The organism is Streptomyces sp. CA-106110 (assembly GCF_050936285.1).
Classification (GTDB): domain Bacteria; phylum Actinomycetota; class Actinomycetes; order Streptomycetales; family Streptomycetaceae; genus Streptomyces.
In genome coordinates this window covers 5,536,903-5,553,339 of record NZ_JBNJNB010000001.1, presented here as the reverse complement: position 1 = coordinate 5,553,339, position 16,437 = coordinate 5,536,903, and the positions used below count along the sequence as shown (strand labels likewise).

Annotated in this window: 15 protein-coding genes; 11 read left to right on the top strand and 4 right to left on the bottom strand. The window is 71.9% G+C overall.

The genetic code is table 11. The features are described from left to right. Nucleotides 1-11 precede the first annotated feature (11 nt). A complete protein-coding gene (gene disA / locus ACQEXA_RS25540; protein ID WP_359394842.1) occupies nt 12-1,136 on the bottom strand; it encodes a DNA integrity scanning diadenylate cyclase DisA in 1,125 nt (374 codons plus the stop codon). 81 nt (nt 1,137-1,217) lie between these two features. After that, nucleotides 1,218-2,627, bottom strand: a complete 1,410-nt coding sequence (gene radA, locus ACQEXA_RS25535; RefSeq protein ID WP_432931010.1) for a DNA repair protein RadA — start codon at nt 2,625-2,627, stop codon at nt 1,218-1,220. 243 nt (nt 2,628-2,870) lie between these two features. Here radA and ACQEXA_RS25530 point away from each other — a divergent pair, with 243 nt between their 5' ends. Then, on the top strand, nt 2,871-4,607 hold the full coding sequence (locus ACQEXA_RS25530; RefSeq protein WP_433131113.1) for a BACON domain-containing protein: 1,737 nt from the start codon (nt 2,871-2,873) through the stop codon (nt 4,605-4,607). A gap of 134 nt (nt 4,608-4,741) precedes the next feature. On the opposite strand, the gene ACQEXA_RS25525 is transcribed toward ACQEXA_RS25530, so the two are convergent. Further along, a complete protein-coding gene (locus ACQEXA_RS25525; protein WP_432931014.1) occupies nt 4,742-5,593 on the bottom strand; it encodes a hypothetical protein in 852 nt (283 codons plus the stop codon). A 71-nt stretch (nt 5,594-5,664) separates the two neighbouring features. Here ACQEXA_RS25525 and ACQEXA_RS25520 point away from each other — a divergent pair, with 71 nt between their 5' ends. From ACQEXA_RS25520 to ilvD, 4 genes are all read left to right on the top strand, one after another. After that, a complete protein-coding gene (locus ACQEXA_RS25520; protein ID WP_359394852.1) occupies nt 5,665-6,591 on the top strand; it encodes a Ppx/GppA phosphatase family protein in 927 nt (308 codons plus the stop codon). Between the two features lie 218 nt (nt 6,592-6,809). Further along, nucleotides 6,810-7,634: a sugar phosphate isomerase/epimerase family protein gene (locus ACQEXA_RS25515; RefSeq protein ID WP_359394854.1), complete on the top strand. Its 825-nt coding sequence runs from the start codon at nt 6,810-6,812 to the stop codon at nt 7,632-7,634. Between the two features lie 16 nt (nt 7,635-7,650). Beyond that, nucleotides 7,651-8,280 (top strand): TetR/AcrR family transcriptional regulator, encoded by a 630-nt coding sequence (locus ACQEXA_RS25510; protein WP_359394857.1) that lies wholly within the window; start codon nt 7,651-7,653, stop codon nt 8,278-8,280. Between the two features lie 146 nt (nt 8,281-8,426). Then, nucleotides 8,427-10,280: a dihydroxy-acid dehydratase gene (gene ilvD / locus ACQEXA_RS25505; RefSeq protein WP_359394858.1), complete on the top strand. Its 1,854-nt coding sequence runs from the start codon at nt 8,427-8,429 to the stop codon at nt 10,278-10,280. A 52-nt stretch (nt 10,281-10,332) separates the two neighbouring features. Here ilvD and ACQEXA_RS25500 read toward each other — a convergent pair whose 3' ends face one another. Further along, a complete protein-coding gene (locus ACQEXA_RS25500) occupies nt 10,333-12,426 on the bottom strand; it encodes a serine/threonine-protein kinase (RefSeq protein ID WP_433131111.1) in 2,094 nt (697 codons plus the stop codon). Between the two features lie 177 nt (nt 12,427-12,603). Between ACQEXA_RS25500 and ACQEXA_RS25495 the strand changes: the two genes are divergently transcribed. The 6 genes from ACQEXA_RS25495 (at nt 12,604) to ACQEXA_RS25470 (ending at nt 16,391) form a co-directional block, all read left to right on the top strand. Then, entirely contained in the window at nt 12,604-12,921 is a 318-nt protein-coding gene (locus ACQEXA_RS25495; RefSeq protein WP_432931020.1) for an SH3 domain-containing protein, read from the top strand. Between the two features lie 21 nt (nt 12,922-12,942). Beyond that, complete coding sequence (locus ACQEXA_RS25490) at nt 12,943-13,284, top strand: hypothetical protein (protein ID WP_432931021.1); 342 nt, start codon at nt 12,943-12,945, stop codon at nt 13,282-13,284. Nucleotides 13,285-13,329: 45 nt separating this feature from the next. After that, complete coding sequence (locus tag ACQEXA_RS25485) at nt 13,330-13,821, top strand: EamA/RhaT family transporter (protein ID WP_432931023.1); 492 nt, start codon at nt 13,330-13,332, stop codon at nt 13,819-13,821. 124 nt (nt 13,822-13,945) lie between these two features. Then, a complete protein-coding gene (locus ACQEXA_RS25480; RefSeq protein WP_433131109.1) occupies nt 13,946-14,722 on the top strand; it encodes a class I SAM-dependent methyltransferase in 777 nt (258 codons plus the stop codon). 62 nt (nt 14,723-14,784) lie between these two features. Further along, a complete protein-coding gene (locus ACQEXA_RS25475) occupies nt 14,785-15,621 on the top strand; it encodes an ABC transporter ATP-binding protein (protein ID WP_433131107.1) in 837 nt (278 codons plus the stop codon). Continuing rightward, the gene (locus ACQEXA_RS25470; protein ID WP_432931028.1) at nt 15,618-16,391 is read left to right on the top strand and encodes an ABC transporter permease; all 774 of its coding nucleotides are present in this window, start codon (nt 15,618-15,620) and stop codon (nt 16,389-16,391) included. The genes ACQEXA_RS25475 and ACQEXA_RS25470 overlap by 4 nt, the downstream gene beginning before the upstream one ends. The last annotated feature ends 46 nt before the right edge of the window (nt 16,392-16,437 follow it).

Genomic DNA, 16,437 nt, shown 5'->3' with positions numbered 1-16,437 from the left:
ACGGCCGACGGCTAGACGTAGCGTTCGAGGATGGAGGACTCCGCGAGGCGCGACAGCCCTTCCCGCACGCTGCGGGCCCGGGCCTCGCCGACGCCGTCCACCGTCTGGAGGTCGTCCACGCTGGCCGCGAGCAGCTTCTGCAGGCCGCCGAAGTGGTCGACCAGGCGGTCGATGATGGCGCCGGGCAGCCGGGGAACCTTCGCCAGCAGCCGGAAGCCGCGCGGGGACACCGCCGAGTCGAGGTTCTCAGGGGAGCCGGTGTAGCCCAAGGCGCGGGCTACCGTGGGAAGTTCGAGGAGCTCGAGGTGGCTCAGCGCATCCAGTTCGGACAGGGCCTCGTCGACCGTGCGGGAGCGCTTCGCGGTCGGCTCGGGCACGTAGTCGCGTACCACCAGTTCCCGCTCGGGCTCCACGCCCGCGATCAACTCGTCCAGCTGCAGGGCGAGCAGACGACCGTCCGTGCCCAGTTCGACCACGTATTCCGCGATTTCGGTGGCAATGCGGCGGACCATCTCGAGTCGCTGGGACACCGCCGAGACGTCCCGGACCGTCACCAGGTCCTCGATCTCCAGCGCGGAGAGCGTGCCCGCCACCTCGTCCAGGCGGAGCTTGTACCGCTCCAGGGTGGCCAGGGCCTGGTTGGCGCGGGACAGGATCGCCGCGGAGTCCTCCAGGACCCGGCGCTGTCCGTCGACGTACAGCGCGATCAGGCGCATCGACTGCGAGACGGAGACCACCGGGAAACCGACCTGCTTGCTCACCCGATCCGCCGTCCGGTGACGTGTGCCCGTCTCCTCCGTCGGGATCGTGGGGTCCGGGACCAGCTGCACGCCGGCCCGCAGGATCTTCGACAGGTCCGAAGAGAGAACGAGGGCGCCGTCCAGCTTGCAGAGCTCACGCAGCCGCGTTGCCGTGAACTCGACATCCAGGACGAAACCACCCGTGCACATCGTCTCGACGGTCTTGTCGGAGCCGAGCACGATGAGACCGCCGGTGTTGCCGCGCAGGACGCGCTCGAGGCCGTCGCGCAGGGGCGTGCCGGGTGCCACGGCGCTCAATGAGGCGCGCATCAGGCCATCGGCGCCGGAACTCCCACCGTACTTTCCGGGAGCTGCTGCCCGGTCGTTGGCTGCCACTGCACTCCTCCGGTCGCAGGTTCTTGGGCGCTCCCGTGTCGCACAGTCGGTTCGTACGGACGGGCAAGACCAGGGCAAAGTCTACCGGCGGTCCTCGTCGTCCCGTGGGGCCTCTCGGCGACGGGAGCGTGGGAGGACCCGCAGGGCGTCCCCTATGTCCGCCACTTCCAGCACCTTCATCCCGGACGGGACCTTGCCCGGGTCGGTCGGTACGAGCGCGTGCGTGAAGCCCAGACGGTGCGCCTCGGCCAGCCGGCGCTGAACACCCGTGACCCTTCTGACCTCGCCCGCGAGCCCCACTTCGCCGATCGCCACCAGGTTCTTCGGGAGCGGGGTGTCGCTCGCGGCGCTCGCCAGCGCCAGCGCGACCGCCAGGTCGGCGGCCGGCTCCGACAGCTTCACTCCGCCGACGGTCGCGGAGTAGATGTCCCGTTTGCCCAGGGCGCTGATCCGGCCGCGCTGCTCCAGGACGGCGAGCATCATCGAGACCCGCGAGGTCTCCAGCCCCGACGTGGTGCGGCGGGGGGAGGGGATCTGCGAGTCCACGGTGAGCGCCTGGACCTCGGCCACCAGGGGACGGCGGCCCTCCAGGGTCACGGTCAGGCAGGTGCCGGGCACCGGCTCGGCACGGCGGGTCAGGAACAGGCCGCTCGGGTCGGCGAGACCCGTGATGCCCTCGTCGTGCAGCTCGAAGCAGCCGACCTCGTCCGTCGCGCCGTAGCGGTTCTTGACCCCGCGTACCAGACGCAGGCGCGCGTGCCGGTCGCCCTCGAAGTGCAGGACGACGTCCACGAGGTGCTCGAGCAGGCGCGGGCCCGCGATCGCGCCGTCCTTGGTGACATGGCCCACGAGGAGGGTGGACATGCCGCGCTCCTTGGAGGCGCGGATGAGTGCCCCGGCGACCTCCCGCACCTGGGCCATGCCGCCGGGCGCACCGTCGATCTCGGGGGAGGCGACGGTCTGCACGGAGTCGAGGACGAGGAGTGAGGGCTTGACCGCGTCCAAGTGGCCCAGGACGGCCGCGAGATCGGTCTCCGCGGCGAGGTAGAGATGATCGTCGATGGCCCCGATGCGGTCGGCGCGCAGCCGCACCTGGCTCGCCGACTCCTCGCCCGTCACATACAGCGTGCGGTGCTCGTCACTCGCCGCCTTGGCCGCGACGTCCAGCAGGAGCGTCGACTTGCCGACGCCGGGTTCCCCGGCGAGCAGCACCACCGCGCCGGGGACCAGCCCGCCGCCGAGGACGCGGTCCAGCTCGGCGACGCCGGTGGAGCGGGCGGTGGCCTGGCGTCCGTCGACCTGCCCGATGGGCAGGGCGGAACTCGTCACCCGGCCCGGCGCCGTGGTCCGCACCGCGGGCGCGCCGTACTCCTCGATCGTCCCCCAGGCCTGGCACTCGGGGCAGCGGCCGAGCCATTTGGCCGTCTGCCAGCCGCACTCGGTGCAGCGGTAGGACGGCCGGTCCTTGGTGATCTTCGTACGGGCAGCCATGGACGAAACCGTAGCGGGGCCCACTGACACGGGGGCACACGCCCGGGCAGGAGGAGCGCCCCCGAGGGCGCGCGGGCCGCGCGCGTCACGTCCGTCCCTGCGCCGCCGCGGCCGACGGCGCGCCCGGGCCGGCCAGGGAGTGCGCCGTTCCCGCCCCCCTTATGAGGGATCGTTTCACCCGTACGGAGTAAAAGTCCGCAAGGGGGCAGAAGGCGCCATGGATGGGCGCCTACGGTCGCACAGGTGATGAGCAGCAGGCCGGAGACGTCCCCACACGCCAGCGGCGCACACCCGGCGCGAAGGAACGCGCGCAATCGGGGCAGGGTGCCTCGTGGCGCGCACCTCAGCACCACGGCGCAGCAGCCGCCCACGAGGTACGACCCCTACCTGGACGGTCTCTTCACCTACTGCCTGTCCGTGCTGTGCGACCACGACGAGGCGACCGCAGCCCTGGCGGACGCCCTGGTGCTCGCCGAGCGCCGTGGCTCGCGCGGCTCACAGGCCCCCGGCGGCCGCCGCGCCTGGCTGTACGCCCTCGCCCGCTGGTCCTGTCTGCGCCGGCTCGCCGAGGCCAGGCGCCGCCGTCAACCCGGCGGCCATGCCGCCGGGCGGGACCGGGGCCCCCGCGCGCACAAGGAAGCCGCCGACCGGCGCGCCGCCGAGGCGGCCGCCGCCGTGCCCCTCTCCGAGGAGACCCAGGAGGAGCGCCGCCGGGAGCTCGCCCGGCTCGCCTGGCCGGAGGCCGCCGGCACCACCCCCGAGCAGCGCGAGGCGCTCGAGCTCGCGGTGCGCCACCAGCTCTCCGCCTCCGAGGTCGCCGCGGTGCTGGGCATGGAGCCCGCCGCCGCCCGTGAGCTCCTCGCCTCCGCCGCCTGTGAGGTCGAGCGCACCCGCGCCGCCCTCGCCGTCGTGGAGACCGGCGTGTGCCCGAGCGCCGCCCGTCTCACCGGCGACCACCAGCTGGTCCTGAGCGCCACACTGCGCCGCGAGCTCGTCCGGCACGTCGACGACTGCCCCCGGTGCCGCCGTGCCGCGGAGCGCGCGGTTCCCGGCAGCTGGCCCGGCACCAGCGTCACTCCCGCCGAACTCCCCGTTCTCAAGGTGCCCCGCAAGGTTCTGCAGAGCGCGATGGCGCATGCCGCACCCACCCGTGGCGGCGTCCCCCGCTTCGACCGCCGGGGTTTCCCGGTGGACCCGAAGGACCACGCAGCCCGCAGGGACCGTCTGCGCGCGCGTGCCGTCACCACGACGGTGGTCGCCGCCGTGATCGCGGCCCCGGTCCTCGCCCTGTGGGCCGCCTACCGAGGTCCCCTGGCCGGCGACAGCGCCGAGGGACCCAGCGCCACCGCACGCGAGGCGCACGGCTCCGAGACGCTCGGCGGCGACGGCGCCGGCGGCTACGAGAACGCGGGCAACGCCAGTGCGAAGCCCGGCGGGCACTTCGGCAAGGACGGCCGCTCGCCTGACGTCTCCGTCGAGGTCATCGGTGTGAAGACCGGGAACCCGGGGTCGGGACACCTGGGGGTGGTGGCCCGCAACGACGGCACCACGACCCTCATCACGCTCACCGCGTCGGGAGACGGACCGGTCCACTGGTCGGTGTCCACCCGGGCCTCCTGGCTCTACATGAACCAGTCCTCGGGGACGCTCGCACCCGGAGAATCGTTCACGGTGCGGGTGTACGTCGACCACCTCCGCGAACCGTCGGGCTCCTGGCACGCGAGCGTGGCGGTGGCTCCCGCGGGCGCGGTCGTCACCATCGACGGATATGGGGCGGTGCGCCCGACCGAACCGCACCCCACCCCTGACCAGTCCGGTCCGTCCGACCCCGCGCCGAGCGGTTCGCCCTCGGCCGACCCGGACCCCACACCCAGCGACCCGACTCCGACCGACCCGCCGTCCACGAGCGGGCCTCCCTCCGACCCGCCGTCGCCGACCCCGACGCTCACCGACAGCTTCACCGCGAGCCCGTCCCCGTAGGCACCCGTCGATCCGGGCCGGCACGGGTCCACGGTCGGCGGCGAACGGGACGCGAAGGGGCGGGACGAGCCGCAGCTCGGCCCGCCGGATCAGCGGGGTCCGATGCCCAGTGCGCCGGATGCGCGGGGGCCGGGCTAGGGGAGCGCCGGATCAGCGGGGTGCGGTGCCACCAGCGGGAGCTGCGAGGCCAGGCGCTGCTCGCACAGCTCCGCCAGGCGGTCGTACCCCGCCTTGCCCATCAGCTCGGTCAGCTCGGCCCGGTACGAGACGTACACCGGCTCGCCCGCGCCGTGCGCCGACGTGGCCGACGTGCACCACCAGTGCAGGTCGTGGCCGCCCGGCCCCCAGCCACGGCGGTCGTACTCACCGATGGACACCTGCAGCACCCGGGTGTCGTCGGGCCGGTCGATCCAGTCGAAGGTCCGCCGGATCGGCAGCTGCCAGCAGACGTCGGGTTTGGTCTCCAGCGGCTCGCGGCCCTCGCGCAGCGCCAGGATGTGCAGCGAGCAGCCGGCGCCGCCCGGGAATCCGGGCCGGTTCTGGAAGATGCAGGAGCCCTGGTAGGGGCGGGTCTGCCGGGAGCCCTCGTCGTCCTCCGCGACCCAGCCGGTCTCCATGCCCACGTCATGGTTCTGCCAGATCTCCGGCGTGAGTCGTGCCACATGCCCGGCCACCCGCTTCTCGTCGTCCTCGTCCGAGAAGTGCGCACCCAGCGTGCAGCACCCGTCGTCCGCGCGGCCCGCCTGAATGCCCTGGCAGCCGCTTCCGAAGATGCAGCTCCAGCGCGAGGTCAGCCAGGTCAGATCGCAGCGGAAGACCTGCTCGTCGTCGGCCGGATCCGGGAACTCCACCCACGCGCGCGCGAAGTCGAGCCCCTTCTCGTCGTTCGCCTTCGGGGCCTTCCTGGGCGCGGGCGCCTTCGCCTGCGAGGAATCCTTCGACCCCTTGGAGGATTTGTCGGACTTCGCCTTTTTCGTCTTTGGCACGCATCCAGGGTAAGTGGCCCCGGACCTCATCCGGGACTGAGCACCGTCGTCGTGGCAGTAGCGTTCCGTACATGAGACTCGGTGTCCTCGATGTGGGTTCGAACACGGTGCATCTGCTGGTGGTGGATGCGCACCCCGGCGCGCGTCCGCTTCCCGCGCATTCGCACAAGGCGGAGCTGCGGCTCGCCGAACTCCTCGACGGCAGCGGCGCCATCGGCGCCCACGGGGTCGACAAGCTGATCGCCGTCGTACGGGACGCCCTCGAGGCGGCCGAGGACAAGGGAGTCGAGGACCTGCTGCCGTTCGCCACCTCCGCGGTGCGCGAGGCGACCAACGCGGACGACGTCCTGGCCCGGGTGAAGGAGGCCACCGGCGTCGAGCTCCAGGTGCTGACCGGCGCGGAGGAGGCACGGCTGACCTTCCTCGCGGCCCGCCGCTGGTTCGGCTGGTCGGCGGGCAAGCTGCTCGTCCTGGACATCGGCGGCGGCTCGCTGGAGATCGCCTACGGCATCGACGAGGAACCCGACGCCGCGGTGTCGCTGCCGCTCGGCGCCGGCCGGCTCACCGCGGGCTGGCTGCCGGGCGATCCGCCGGACCCGGCCGACGTGAAGGCGCTGCGCCGCCATGTCCGCGCGCAGATCGCCCGCACCGTCGGCGAGTTCAGCCGTTTCGGGGCGCCCGACCATGTGGTCGCCACGTCCAAGACCTTCAGGCAGCTCGCCCGCATCGCCGGGGCGGCGCGGTCCGCGGAGGGGCTGTACGTGCAGCGCGATCTGAAACGGCAGTCCCTGGAGGCGTGGGTGCCGCGGCTCTCCGGGATGACGGCCGTGGAGCGCTCGACTCTGCCGGGCGTCTCCGACGGCCGTGCGGGCCAGCTCCTCGCCGGGGCGCTGGTCGCCGAGGGCGCGATGGACCTGTTCGGGGTGGAGACCCTGGAAATATGCCCGTGGGCGCTGCGCGAGGGCGTCATCCTGCGGCGCCTCGACCACATGCCCTAGGTGCGCGCAGGCGAGTGGTGACGGCGGAGGAGATCCCGCCATCCCCCTCGCCCGCGCCGTGCGGCAGCCCGGTCCACGGGTGCCGCGAGGGCCCGGGCGGAGCGGGCACCGGCCCGGCCGCGCGGCGGCGGCGACTTCCGGCCGCTGTGCCACTTCCCACACCCCGCGCCCCGCTTCCCGCCCTCCATGTCAATGCGGCGCCCCGTACCCTGTCCCTCGTGGCAGAACCAGCGGTGCGCATCCCGGATGCGAAGGTCGCGCTGTCGACGGCCTCCGTCTATCCGGAGTCGACGGCAACGGCCTTCGAGATCGCAGCGCGCCTCGGTTACGACGGGGTCGAGGTCATGGTGTGGACCGATCCGGTCAGCCAGGACATCGAGGCGCTGCGCCGGCTCAGCGACTACCACCGGGTCCCCGTTCTCGCCATCCACGCCCCCTGTCTGCTCATCACCCAGCGCGTCTGGTCCACCGATCCCTGGGTCAAGCTGCAGCGGGCCCGCGCGGCCGCCGAGAAGCTCGGCGCCGGCACCGTCGTGGTCCACCCGCCCTTCCGGTGGCAGCGTCAGTACGCCCGCGACTTCGTCGACGGCGTATGGCGCATGGCGGACGAGACGGATGTGCGGTTCGCCGTCGAGAACATGTACCCGTGGCGCTACCGGGACCGCGAGATGCTCGCGTACGCCCCCGACTGGGACGTCACGCGCCACGACTACCGCCATTTCACGATAGATCTCAGCCACACCGCGACGGCTCGTACGGACGCCCTGCAGATGCTCGACCGCATGGGCGACCGCCTCGGCCACGTCCACCTCGCCGACGGCAACGGCTCCAACAAGGACGAGCACCTCGTCCCCGGCCGCGGCGTGCAGCCCTGCGCCGAGGTGCTCGAGCGGCTCGCGCTCACCGGCTTCGACGGGTACGTCGTCATCGAGGTCAACACCCGCCGTGCCATGTCGGGTGCCGAGCGCGAGGCCGACCTCGCGGAGGCCCTCGCCTTCACCCGGCTGCACCTCGCGTCGGCCGTGAAGGTGTCCCGCGGGTGAGTGGGATGCTGTGCCCATGACCAGGGCGACCGGAACGGGTCCCGTCCGTCGCGGCCGGGGACGGCCCAGCCGTACGGAGACGGCGGCGGCCCCCGCCACCCGCGACAGCATCCTGGAGGCGGCCCGCGAGGAGTTCTCCGAGCGCGGCTACGAGAAGACGTCGGTGCGCGGCATCGCCAAGGCCGCCGGTGTGGACTCCGCGCTGGTGCACCACTACTTCGGCACCAAGGAACAGGTCTTCGAGGCCGCCATCGAGGTGGCCTTCGCCCCCGCGATGAGCGCGCCGGACGCGATCGCCCAGGGGCCCGAGGAGGGCGTCGGCGAGCGCCTGACCCGGTTCGTCCTCGGCATCTGGGAGAACCCCACGACCCGTACGCCGCTGCTGGCGATTCTCCGGTCCGCCGTGAACAACGAGTCCGCGGCCGCCGTCTTCCGCCGCCTGGTGGCCACGCAGCTGCTGCGCCGCGTCGCCGGCCAGCTGGACATGCCGGAGCCCGAACTGCGCGCCGAGCTGGCAGCCGCCCAGCTCGTCGGGGTGGCGATGCTGCGCTACGTGGTCAAGGTGGAGCCGCTGGCCTCGGCGGACCTGGAACAGCTCGTGGCGCGGCTGGCCCCCGTGGTGCAGGGGCACCTGACCAACCCCTGAAGGGGGCCCGGCGCGCTCCGGGCGAAGGGCCGGGCGGACCGGTTCGACCGAGACCCGCGTCCCGGGATCCGGACAGTTGTGTCCGGTCCTTGGAGCACCGGCGTAGGCTCGAGGGAAGTCATGACTCTCCGAAGGAGCGAGCGACGATGCCCGAGCTGAGGTCCCGCACAGTCACCCACGGCCGCAACATGGCGGGCGCCCGCGCCCTCATGCGTGCCTCAGGTGTACCCGGTGCGGACATCGGACGGAAGCCGATCATCGCCGTCGCCAACTCCTTCACGGAGTTCGTGCCGGGACACACCCACCTCCAGCCGGTCGGCCGGATCGTCAGCGAGGCGATCACGGAGGCGGGCGGCATCCCCCGCGAGTTCAACACGATCGCCGTCGACGACGGCATCGCGATGGGGCACGGCGGCATGCTCTACAGCCTGCCCTCCCGCGACCTGATCGCGGACAGCGTGGAGTACATGGTCGAGGCGCACTGCGCCGACGCCCTGGTCTGCATCTCCAACTGCGACAAGATCACCCCGGGCATGCTGATGGCCGCCCTGCGCCTGAACATCCCGACGGTCTTCGTCTCCGGCGGGCCGATGGAGTCCGGCCGCGCCACCCTGGTCGACGGCACGGTCCGCACACTCGACCTGGTCGACGCGATCTCCGACGCCGTGAACGACAAGATCTCGGACGAGGACATCCTCCGCATCGAGGAGAACGCCTGCCCGACCTGCGGCTCCTGTTCCGGCATGTTCACGGCCAACTCGATGAACTGCCTGACCGAGGCGATCGGCCTCTCCCTCCCCGGCAACGGCTCGGTGCTGGCCACCCACACGGCCCGCCGTGCGCTGTACGAGGACGCGGCCCGTACGGTCATGGATCTCACCCGCCGTTACTACGAGCAGGACGACGAGACGGTCCTGCCCCGCTCCATCGCCACCTTCCCGGCCTTCGAGAACGCGATGGCACTCGACATCGCGATGGGCGGCTCCACCAACACGATCCTGCACCTGCTGGCGGCGGCCCAGGAGGCGGGCGTCCCCTTCGGGCTGGCGGAGATCGACCAGGTGTCGCGCCGCGTCCCGTGCCTGGCGAAGGTCGCCCCGAACGTCGCCAAGGACCGTACGTACTACATGGAGGACGTGCACCGCGCCGGCGGCATCCCGGCCCTCCTCGGCGAACTGCACCGCGCGGGCCTGCTGAACGAGGACGTCCACGCCGTCCACAGCCCGTCCCTGGCCGACTGGCTCAAGACCTGGGACGTCCGCGGCGGCTCGCCCTCGCAGGAGGCCGTGGAGCTGTGGCACGCGGCCCCGGGCTGTGTGCGCTCGGCCGAGGCCTTCTCCCAGTCCGAGCGCTGGGCGTCGCTGGACGAGGACGCGGAGAGCGGGTGCATCCGCTCCGCCGAGCACGCGTACTCCAAGGACGGCGGTCTGGCCGTCCTCAAGGGCAACCTGGCCGTGGACGGCTGCGTGGTGAAGACGGCGGGCGTCGACGCGTCCATCTGGACGTTCGAGGGGCCCGCGGTCGTCTGTGAGTCGCAGGAGGAGGCCGTCCAGAAGATCCTGACCCAGGAGATCAAGGAGGGCGACGTCGTCGTCATCCGGTACGAGGGTCCCAAGGGCGGCCCCGGCATGCAGGAGATGCTCTACCCGACCTCGTACCTCAAGGGCCGGGGCCTCGGGAAGAGCTGCGCCCTGGTCACGGACGGCCGTTTCTCCGGCGGCACGTCGGGCCTGTCCATCGGCCACGCGTCCCCGGAGGCGGCCTCGGGCGGCACCATCGCGCTGGTCCAGGACGGCGACCGGATCCGGATCGACATCCCGGACCGCACGATCGAGCTCCTGGTCTCCGACGAGGAACTGGCCGCCCGCCGCGAGGCCCTGAACGGCGTGTACGCTCCGGCCAACCGCGACCGCAAGGTCTCGGCGGCCCTGCGCGCCTACGCCGCGATGGCGACGAGCGCGGACAAGGGCGCGGTGCGCGACGTCAGCAAGCTGGGCTGAGGCTCCGCCGACAGCACTGGGCCGTCCCTGCGGGGGGCGGCCCTTTCGCCTGTCACCAACTCGACGGGTCATGCCCGTCCACGGCGAAGACGGTGCCGTCGGGGGCGGAGGCGTAGACGTGGCCGTTGAGGAGGAGGGGCTCCGGGAGCGAGGCCGCGACGTGCTCCGCGCGCGTGCCGAGGCGCGGCCGGGTCTGGCCGATGAGACCTCCCTTGTCGGCGTCGAAGGCGAGCAGCCGTCCGTCGGCCGCGGTGAAGTAGACGTGACCGCCGTCCGCGACCGGCGCCGAGCCGCGCGTCACCGACGTCTCGACATGCCAGAGCCGCTTTCCCGCGACCATGTCGACGGCTTCCAGTGAGCCGCCGGCGGCCAGGAGGTACACGACGTGGCCGTGCACGGTGGCGTGGGCGCGCTCCAGCGGTACCGGCAGCGCCACTCTCCGCGTCGAAGCGGAGCCAGGGGTGTAGCGGACCACGGCCGTCGTGCGTTCGTAGACCTGGTCGACGGAGAGGAAGAAGACGGACCCGCCCGCGGTGCCGAACGGTTTCAGCACACCCTTCAGCCGCGCGTCCCACCGCACATCACCCGTGTGCGGATCCACTGCGGTGACGTGCGTGCTCGACCCGTCGTCAGATGCGCTCGCCGCGTACGCCAGCGGGTTGCCTGCGAACGAGGTGAAGTACGGCATGCCCTGGCCCGGGATGGCGTGACTCCACTCCGTCTTGCCCGTGGCGCTGTTCACGCCGGTGACCGTCCCGTCGGCACCGGTGAGCAGCAGCATGTCTCCCGCCTGACGCGGTGCGTCGTACCCGGACGAGGCCCGCTGCCAACGCGTCCTTCCCGACGCGGGGTCGAGTGCCTGCAGAGCGCCGCGCTGGTCGGTCAGAGGCTGAACGAGACCGCCCGACACGAGCGGCGGCCCGCTCCTGATCGTCCTCGCGACCGCGTGCCGCCAGAGCTGGGTGCCGTCGGACGGATTGAGGGCGAAGATCAGCCCTGGCTGTCCGCAGAACAACTTGCCCGCGCCGTGGGAGCACTGCGCAGCGTTCCCGTCCTCGGACACGGGCGTCGTCTCCCAGGCGCGGAACGCGTCCCCCGTGGTCCGGGGCGTGTCACCCGTCGGCGTGGTGGCGGGCCCTCCTTGGGACAGGACCGAAAGGAGCACGCCGCCCACGGCCAGGACGAGCGCTGCACCGGCGAACACCACACGCCTGCGCGGGCGCTTCCCAGGCGGAGCCTCCGGCTTCTCGACGCCGGGTTGCGGCGCCGGCGCATCGACGGTCCGCTGTCCCGGTATGAACGCCCGGGTGTCGTACGACGCCGCCACCGACCGCAACTCGCGCATCAGTTCGTCCGGTGTGGGCCGGTCTTCGGGCTCCTTGGCGAGGCAGCGCAGCACCAGCGGCGCGAGATCCTCCGGCACCCCGGCCAGGTCGGGCTCGTCGTGCACCACCTGGTAGGCGACGACATACGGGCTGTCCGAGTCGAACGGCCCGCGCCCGGTCGCCGCGTGCACCATCACGGACCCGAGGGCGAAGATGTCGGCGGCCGGCCCGACCTCTCTCGGACGCCGGAACTGCTCGGGCGCCATGAAGGGCGGCGTTCCGATCAACTTTCCGGTCTCGGTCCGCAGTTCGCTGTCCTTCGGCCGGGAGATGCCGAAGTCGATGACCTTCGGCCCGTCCTCGGCGAGCAGGACGTTGCTCGGCTTCAGGTCCCGGTGCACGACCCCGACGCGGTGGATGTCGCGCAGCGCCTCCGCGAGACCGGCCATCATCCGGCGCAACTGGGACGGCGCCATGGGCCCGTTCTGCTTCACCTGGTCGGACAGGGTCGGACCGGGAATGAACAAAGTGGCCATCCAGGGCCGTTCGGCCTCCGGGTCGGCGTCGACCACGGGCGCGGTGAAGGCACCACTCACCCTTCGGGCGGCGGCCACCTCCTGCCGGAAACGGCCCCTGAACTCGGGATCCTTGGCGAACGCGGCGTGCACGACCTTCACCGCGAGCTTCAGCCCCGAGGCGCTCCTGGCCAGATGTACGACACCCATGCCGCCCGAGCCCAGGCATGACTCCAGCCGGTACTGGCCGTCGTACTCGGGACGTTCCGCTTCCGCGCCCCCTCCGGTGTTCTGCTGCGGCGCCATGGACCACCCCCGTGCTGTTCGTCCGCGCGCGATTTGGGAGCCTAGTCGATGAAACTTACGAGACCGAGGCGGCTTGCCAGCCTCCTCATGCCAGTCGCCGAAGTGCGTTTCAGTACGTGGCTGGAGGGAATCAACGGGTCCCCATGACACTCATGGGGCCAACGGGGGAGGTTTTTCATGACAGTTGACCGTGCCGAAGGAGCCGGGGGCGACGGCGTGGCGGCGGCCGTGGCGACGGCCGCCGCCCTGCACTACTACTCGGTGGCACCGGGCGTCCGGCTGAATGTCCGTAGTGGTCCCGGGACCGGCTACAGCATCGTCCGGGTCCTGCCCGAGGGCGCCAAGGTCGCGATCTTCTGCCAGACGCCGGGTACCAAGGTCACCGGCCCGTACGGCACCAGCGCCATCTGGGACAACATCGACGACGGCGAGTACGTCGCGGACGCGTATGTGAACACGGGCAGCGACGGGTACGTCACCTCGCGCTGCGGCTGATCCCACCAAGGAGAGACAGTCATGACATCCAGGAAGCGCAGATCCGTCCTTCTGGCCGGATCAGCCGCCGGAGCACTTCTCATGGTGCTGGGCTCGTCGGTGAGCGCATCGGCAGCTCCGTACTACTCGGTGGCACCGGGCGTCCGGCTGAATGTCCGTAGTGGTCCCGGCACCAGCTACAGCATCGTCCAGGTACTGCCCGAGGGGGTCAGCGTCCCGATCTTCTGCCAGACGCCGGGGTCGACCGTGACGGGTTATTACGGCACGAGCAACATCTGGGACAACATCGGCAACGGTGAGTACGTGTCCGACACCTATGTGCATACGGAGAGCGACGGATACGTCACGTCACGCTGCGCATGACGACAGCGGCGGGGACCCCCGGTCGTCCGGAGTGATAATCGACCCGTGAGCGACGCGAACGGCACTCCGGGCACCCCCACGGGTCCCCGCCCCGAACCCCTCCGCTTCTTCGGCACGACGTGGGTGGACCACGACGGCGGATACGCGGGACGCCGCGTCGGCGTGGCCGTCGGCTCGCTCGTGGCCGCCGCCGTCTCCTGCCTGGTGCTGCGCTTCGCCTACCAGGGCCTGGAGGTCGCCAACGTCGGCAAGGGGGTGACCCTGCTGGTCGTGGTGATGTTCGCGGTGTGCAGCGCGATGGCCTTCAACCACACCTGGGGGAGCTTCACCAAGCGCCCCGACCCGGAGCGGCAGGCATCGCTCCGCGGCCTTCTGGCGATCGGCTTCGTCGGCTCGCTGCTCGCGTACTTCTTCCGCTCGCTGCGCGAGGCCCCCGGTGAGAAGCTCCACCGCGAGGACTACGAAGAAGCCCGCGCCGCCTACGAGAAGCGCACGACCCGACGTTCGGGCAACCCGGCCCGCAAACGCCGCCCCTGACCCGGCGGCCCCGCGGCGCCGCCGGCCGGCCGTGGGCCGGGACCGGCTCCCTTCCCGGTCTCACCGTCCCTCGGCCCGGCAAACCCGCTGTCCCCCGGTGTCCGGCCCCCGCCACCATGGGCGTATGAACGCGTCGCTCCGCTCCACCCGCGCCCACTCCTTCAACGCCGCCGCAGCCCAGTACGCCGCGAACCGCCCGACCTACCCGCCCGCCCTCTTCGACGCCCTGGAAGACCTCGCGGGCCGCCCGCTCGCCGGCGCCCGAGTGGCGGACATCGGCGCCGGCACCGGGATCGCCACCGCCCTTCTCAAGTCCCGTGGGGCCCATGTTCTCGCGGTGGAGCCCGGCGAGGGCATGGCGGCCCAGTTCCGCCGAAGCGTCCCCGGCGTCCCCGTCCTCCGCGGCGACGGCAACGCCCTGCCCCTCGCCACCGCCTCCACCGACTTCCTCACCTACGCCCAGGCCTGGCACTGGACCGACCCCGCCCGTTCGGTCCCGGAAGCACTGCGGGTGCTGCGCCCCGGCGGCGCCCTCGCGCTGTGGTGGAACATGGACGCGCAGGACGTTCCGTGGATCGCCGCACAGGCCGACCGCATCAAGCGGCACTTCGGCGCCGAGCACGCCTCCAAGTCCGGCGCGGGGGGCACCCGTACCGAACTGGCCTTCGCAGGCGCACCCGACGTCCCGGCCCACACCCACCGAGTCGTCCGCTGGAGCCGCACGGTCTCCGTGGACACCCACCTCGCCAACGTCGGCAGCCACTCGATCTTCCTCGTCCTCGGTGAGGAGGATGCGCGCGCCTTCTTCGCCGAGGAGCGCCAGCACCTCCTCGAGGTCTTTCCGGACGGCCTGGTCGAGGAGGTCTACGACGTCGAGTTGATCGTGGCGACGCGACCGTAGGCGCCATGGCGGCCCGGCCCCACCGGCTTGACGGCCGGTCCGTCGCGCGCCATATTCATCACATGATGAATATCAGTCGGACGCATCCGCCCGGCCTCCCGGAGCAGGGGCCCGCCGCCCCCGCCATCCGAGCCGCAGACCTCACCGCCGTACGCGGCCCCCGCACGGTCCTACGGGGTCTCGACTTCACCGTCCCCCGCGGCCGCATCACCGGACTGCTCGGTCCCTCCGGGTGCGGCAAGTCGACCCTCATGCGCGCGATCGTCGGCACCCAGGCCAAGGTGAGCGGCACCCTCGAAGTCCTCGGGCGCCCCGCCGGCGACGCCTCCCTGCGCTCCCGCATCGGCTACGTCACCCAGGCGCCCTCCGTCTACGACGACCTCACGATCCGCCAGAACCTCGAGTACTTCGCCGCGATCCTCGACCCCGGCCGCGCCGCCGCCGACCGCCGCCACGAGGACGTCACCCGGGCCATAGCCGACGTCGACCTCACCACGCACGCCGACGCCCTCGCCGGCAACCTGTCCGGCGGCCAGCGCAGCCGCGTCTCCCTCGCGGTCGCCCTGCTCGGCACCCCCGAACTCCTGGTCCTGGACGAACCGACAGTCGGCCTCGACCCCGTTCTGCGCCGCGACCTGTGGGCCCTCTTCCACACCATCGCGGCGGACCGCGGCGCCACGCTCCTCGTCTCGTCCCATGTCATGGACGAGGCCGAGCGCTGCCACCGCCTCCTGCTGATGCGCGAGGGCGAGATCCTCGCCGAGGACACACCCGAGGCACTGCGCACCCGTACGGGCGCGGAGACGGTCGAGGAGGCCTTCCTGCACCTGGTGGACGAGGCAGCGGCCGGGAACAAGGCCGGAGAACCGAAGAACACCGCCGAGGAGACGGTCCGATGACCACGACGACCCCGCGCGCCACCACGAGCCCTCTGACCCTCTCCCGCACCACGGCGACGGCCGTACGCGTCCTGCGCCAACTCCGCCACGACCCGCGCACGATCGCGCTGATGATCGTCATCCCGTGCGTGATGCTGCTCCTGCTGCGCTACGTCTTCGACGGCAGCCCGCGCACGTTCGACTCGATCGGCGCCTCGCTGCTCGGTATCTTCCCGCTGATCACGATGTTCCTGGTGACGTCGATCGCGACCCTGCGCGAACGCACCTCCGGCACCCTGGAGCGCCTGCTCGCGATGCCGCTCGGCAAGGGCGACCTGATCGCGGGCTACGCCCTCGCCTTCGGAGCTCTGGCGATCATCCAGTCGGCCCTCGCGACCGGTCTCGCGGTCTGGTTCCTGGGCCTCGACGTCACCGGCTCGCCCTGGCTGCTGCTTCTGGTGGCCCTCCTCGACGCGCTGCTCGGCACGGCGCTCGGTCTGTTCGTCTCGGCCTTCGCGGCCTCGGAGTTCCAGGCGGTCCAGTTCATGCCCGCGGTGATCTTCCCGCAACTCCTCCTCTGCGGACTGTTCACCCCTCGCTCCGACATGCACCCGGTCCTGGAGGCCATCTCCGACGTCCTTCCCATGTCGTACGCGGTGGACGGCATGAACGAGGTCCTCAAGCACACGGACATGACGGCGACGTTCCTGCGGGACGCACTGATCGTGGCGGGCTGCGCCCTCCTGGTCCTGGGGCTGGGGGCGGCGACGCTACGGCGCAGGACGGCTTGACGCGGTCGCGAGCCGCACCGGGAAGGCCCATCCCGCCCACCGGACA